The 3,467-nt window shown below is 41.3% G+C and carries 4 protein-coding genes; 2 read left to right on the forward strand and 2 right to left on the reverse strand.

Annotation, left to right across the window (positions count from 1 at the left end):
• Nucleotides 1–193 precede the first annotated feature (193 nt).
• Complete coding sequence (locus B3O12_RS09135; RefSeq protein ID WP_189630013.1) at nt 194–595, reverse strand: DUF4399 domain-containing protein; 402 nt, start codon at nt 593–595, stop codon at nt 194–196.
• A 150-nt stretch (nt 596–745) separates the two neighbouring features.
• On the opposite strand from B3O12_RS09135, the gene B3O12_RS09140 reads away from it, so the two are divergent.
• The gene (locus B3O12_RS09140) at nt 746–1,333 is read left to right on the forward strand and encodes a TlpA family protein disulfide reductase (protein ID WP_286756071.1); all 588 of its coding nucleotides are present in this window, start codon (nt 746–748) and stop codon (nt 1,331–1,333) included.
• Between the two features lie 11 nt (nt 1,334–1,344).
• Here the strand turns inward: B3O12_RS09140 and B3O12_RS09145 are convergent, their stop codons facing one another.
• Complete coding sequence (locus tag B3O12_RS09145) at nt 1,345–2,754, reverse strand: alanine/glycine:cation symporter family protein (protein ID WP_414706592.1); 1,410 nt, start codon at nt 2,752–2,754, stop codon at nt 1,345–1,347.
• A gap of 468 nt (nt 2,755–3,222) precedes the next feature.
• Here B3O12_RS09145 and B3O12_RS09150 point away from each other — a divergent pair.
• The coding region (locus tag B3O12_RS09150) for a hypothetical protein (protein ID WP_286756072.1) at nt 3,223–3,467 on the forward strand (245 nt) is incomplete at its 3' end.

Genomic DNA, 3,467 nt, shown 5'->3' on the forward strand with positions numbered 1-3,467 from the left:
TCCTAAGAGGGGATATTTTACTACTTACTTACATCTAACTCAGGTTACTTAAGTCGCAAGAAGTATATTTCTTAACCTTGCCTCCATTGGTGTCTTCACAAATGGCTCTTATAAGTCACTGTAAAGACACAGTTTGCAGCTCAAATGGCCCCATTACTTCTATGTGATCTAACTAAATACCCTATAAACTAATTTAGTCTTTCACATTCACCGTAATGGTCTTGCTCCAGGCTTCTCCATACGACTGATGGATTCCGTTTGCGAACTGAAGAGTTAAGGTATGCTTACCCGGGCTTAACTCAATGGTAGCCTCTGTTTGGCCTTTCCCATAATGAATATGTGTTTCATTAGCCGGAATAGTTTCTCCGGTTTTCATATAACCGCCATCAATAATTATATGATGATGCCCCTTTCCTTTGTTTATTTCACCAGCAGGTTCTACTTCCATTCCATTCACTCCCATTTCTACCAATACAGTGGAAGACACTTCCTGACCATCGGTCAGGTTCACAAAATAAACCCCCTCCTTCTGACCACACGCTGAAACAATAAGGGCAACTACAATTAATAATGAATAGTTTTTCAAAAATCTCATATCTCGTTTTTGGTTTTGCGCTCTAAAATAGCCACTAAGTTCAGTACATTAACAAAGCTTGTTGACGAAGGTTTCATTTATTTCCATAAGCTTATGTATTGCTCATGTCAATAGTTTGAACTTAGTTTAACCGGAAGTTGTCACTATACCATGAAAGGCCCTAAAAAGAAAAAACCTACCAGACGCGATTTCATTGAATTAGCTATCATTCTGGTCGTTTTTGCAGTCATTTACCTTACCGGATCTCAAGCCAAAGTCTTTGGAAAAGTGCAGCAAGCGGTACTCTATACCGGTATAATGAACGCACGGGAACTAGATGAAATGGCAATAAAAGAGGCCAACTACAATTTTAAATTCACCAACGAGTCGGGTCAGATAGTGAGCGCACAAACTCTCAAAGGGAAAACTGTTTTTATGAATATTTGGGCCACATGGTGTGCCCCCTGTGTGGCCGAAATGCCCGGTATTAATGCGCTTTACGAAAAAGTCAAAGACGATAAAGATGTTGTCTTTCTGATGATCTCTGAAGACCGCGATTTTCAAAAAGCCAAAGACTGGATAGCCGACAAAGGGTTTGACCTTCCCATTCATCAACTTGCCAGCCAGCTGCCCACAGTATATGAAACGGGAGTAGTTCCCACCACTTTTGTAATTTCTAAAGACGGTAAAATAGTTGTTAAGAAAACCGGAATGGCCAATTATAACACGAAACGCTTTGAGCGCCTGCTTCGAAAATAAAAGCTATTCCCCTATCGCTTAAAGTCACCCCGTTTCAGCCGTGCGAAGTAATCTTGCGATGCTGCCCATGCCTTAGGCGCTAATATGATGGCCGATATCATGGTGGGAATAGCCATTAAAGCAAAACCACTGTCAATGAGGTTTACCACAAAACCCAATGAGGTAACGGCTCCCAAAATGATAGTGCCAATGTAGATGTAGTTATACAAATCGCCTCGTTTGGCACCAAACATAAACGACATACACTTTACTCCATAGTACGAATAGGAAAGCAGGGAACTTACCGCAAAAACCAGAATACAAAGCCCCAGGAGGTATCCCCCAACACCGGGAATAGCAGCATTGAATGCCTTAAGTGTGAGAGTAACCCCCAGCAAGCCCGTATCTTCGGCCCCTACGAATTCTTCATACACTCCGGTGCCCAAAATAACCAACGCTGTTAAGGTACAGACCAGCAAAGTATCGATTGCCGGACCCAGCATAGCTACTAACCCTTCTCTTACCGGTTCGTCTGTTTTAGTGTCACCATGCACCATTGGTGCCGTACCAATACCTGCCTCATTGGAAAAGGCTGCACGTTTTGCTCCCACAATGATAACTGCACCAACACCTCCACCTAAAATGGCACTGCCGGTGAATGCTTCATCGAGTATAGCAGCAAAAATCCCCGGAATTTCACCCACATTCTGAAGCAATATGTACACCACCAAAATAAAGTAAAGTACCACCATTGAAGGCACCATGCGAGCAGCCACTTTGCCTATCTTTTTAATTCCTCCAAAAATTACGGTTGAAACCAATACCGTAAGTATTGCACCTATGGTAAGCGAAGCGTAAGATATCTGAGCACCTAAAAAAGTAAACGAATCGGCAGGATCGTAACCAATGTTTGGCCCCAAAACAGTATTGAGAGCTGCTGTGAGTTGGTTGGCCTGAAAGATGGGTAAGGCCCCCACTAGTGCAAAAATACAGAAGAAAACCGCCAATGGTCTCCACTTCTGACCAAGACCTTCCGTTATAACATACATTGGCCCTCCCCTCACTTCACCTTCAGAATCTCGCCCTCGGTACATAACCGCCAACGTACAGGTAAAGAACTTAGTAGCAATACCAAAAAATGCCGAAACCCACATCCAGAAGATCGCCCCGGGACCTCCCATAGTAATGGCCACGGCAACTCCTGAAATATTGCCCATGCCCACGGTGGCTGCCAGAGCTGTTGAAAGAGCCTCGTAATGACTTATTTGTCCCTCTTTGTCTTTCTCATCGTATTTACCTAGCAACACCAATATGGCGTGCTTAAAGTAGAGAAAGGGCATAAACCGGCTGTAGACCATAAAGAAAAGCCCACCACCAATGAGTAAAATAAGGAGCGGAACACCCCATATCCAACCGGCAAAGCCAGAAACAGCATCTTGAATTAAGCCCACAAGTCTAGATTTTAGTCAAGCCGCTATAATAACAGATATGGCTCCATTCACCAACAGTTCTTTATCAAAACGGACGATTATATTTATTAACACTTGTTTCTTTACCAATGAAATGACTTTCATGCTAAGGCTTAGCAGCATTTTCTTAGCTCATTGCTTTAAGATTGATACAGGTCATAACACAATTTAGGCACGATCAATCACATCAGCAGATTTTGTACCTAGAAATTGTGCTTGGAGTATTTAAACGCCCGAATCGACTTCCCTCTTTAGGGCTATCTCTCTTCTCATTTACTGTGCTTCAAGTGTAATAATCAATACTTATAGACCTATTGAACAATTATAAATTATATGATTTTATAACTAAATTAAATAACTTTAAACATGTTTATTTAAAATTTTCATTAGATCAAAATTTTAAATAAAAGTAAAAACTTATCAATTAAATTTGTTAGAGGTTTGTTTTCTTTATACATCATTGCATTTGGCCTAGCCTATAGTATTCAATCCTGTACATCTCCTCCTGAGATAGAGCCTATCACAGAAAGGCAAGAGGCTGCCTTAGATTCATTCAAAGAAATTTTATTTGATCAAGGTGTTAAAATTAAAAAAACACTATCTGAATTGACCACAAGATCAAGCTCTAGCGACCAATTTGAGGCGGGCATCACGGAAGAAGGAGCAAAAGAAATGCTTTCTCCTAT

The sequence above is a fragment of the Roseivirga sp. UBA838 genome (genome assembly GCF_002296035.1).
GTDB lineage: Bacteria > Bacteroidota > Bacteroidia > Cytophagales > Cyclobacteriaceae > Roseivirga > Roseivirga thermotolerans.

Bases quoted from the DNA above. Each gene is read 5' to 3' on its own strand.
- B3O12_RS09135 (WP_189630013.1), bottom strand. From the start codon at position 595: ATGAGATTTTTGAAAAACTATTCATTATTAATTGTAGTTGCCCTTATT.
- B3O12_RS09140 (WP_286756071.1), top strand. From the start codon at position 746: ATGAAAGGCCCTAAAAAGAAAAAACCTACCAGACGCGATTTCATTGAA.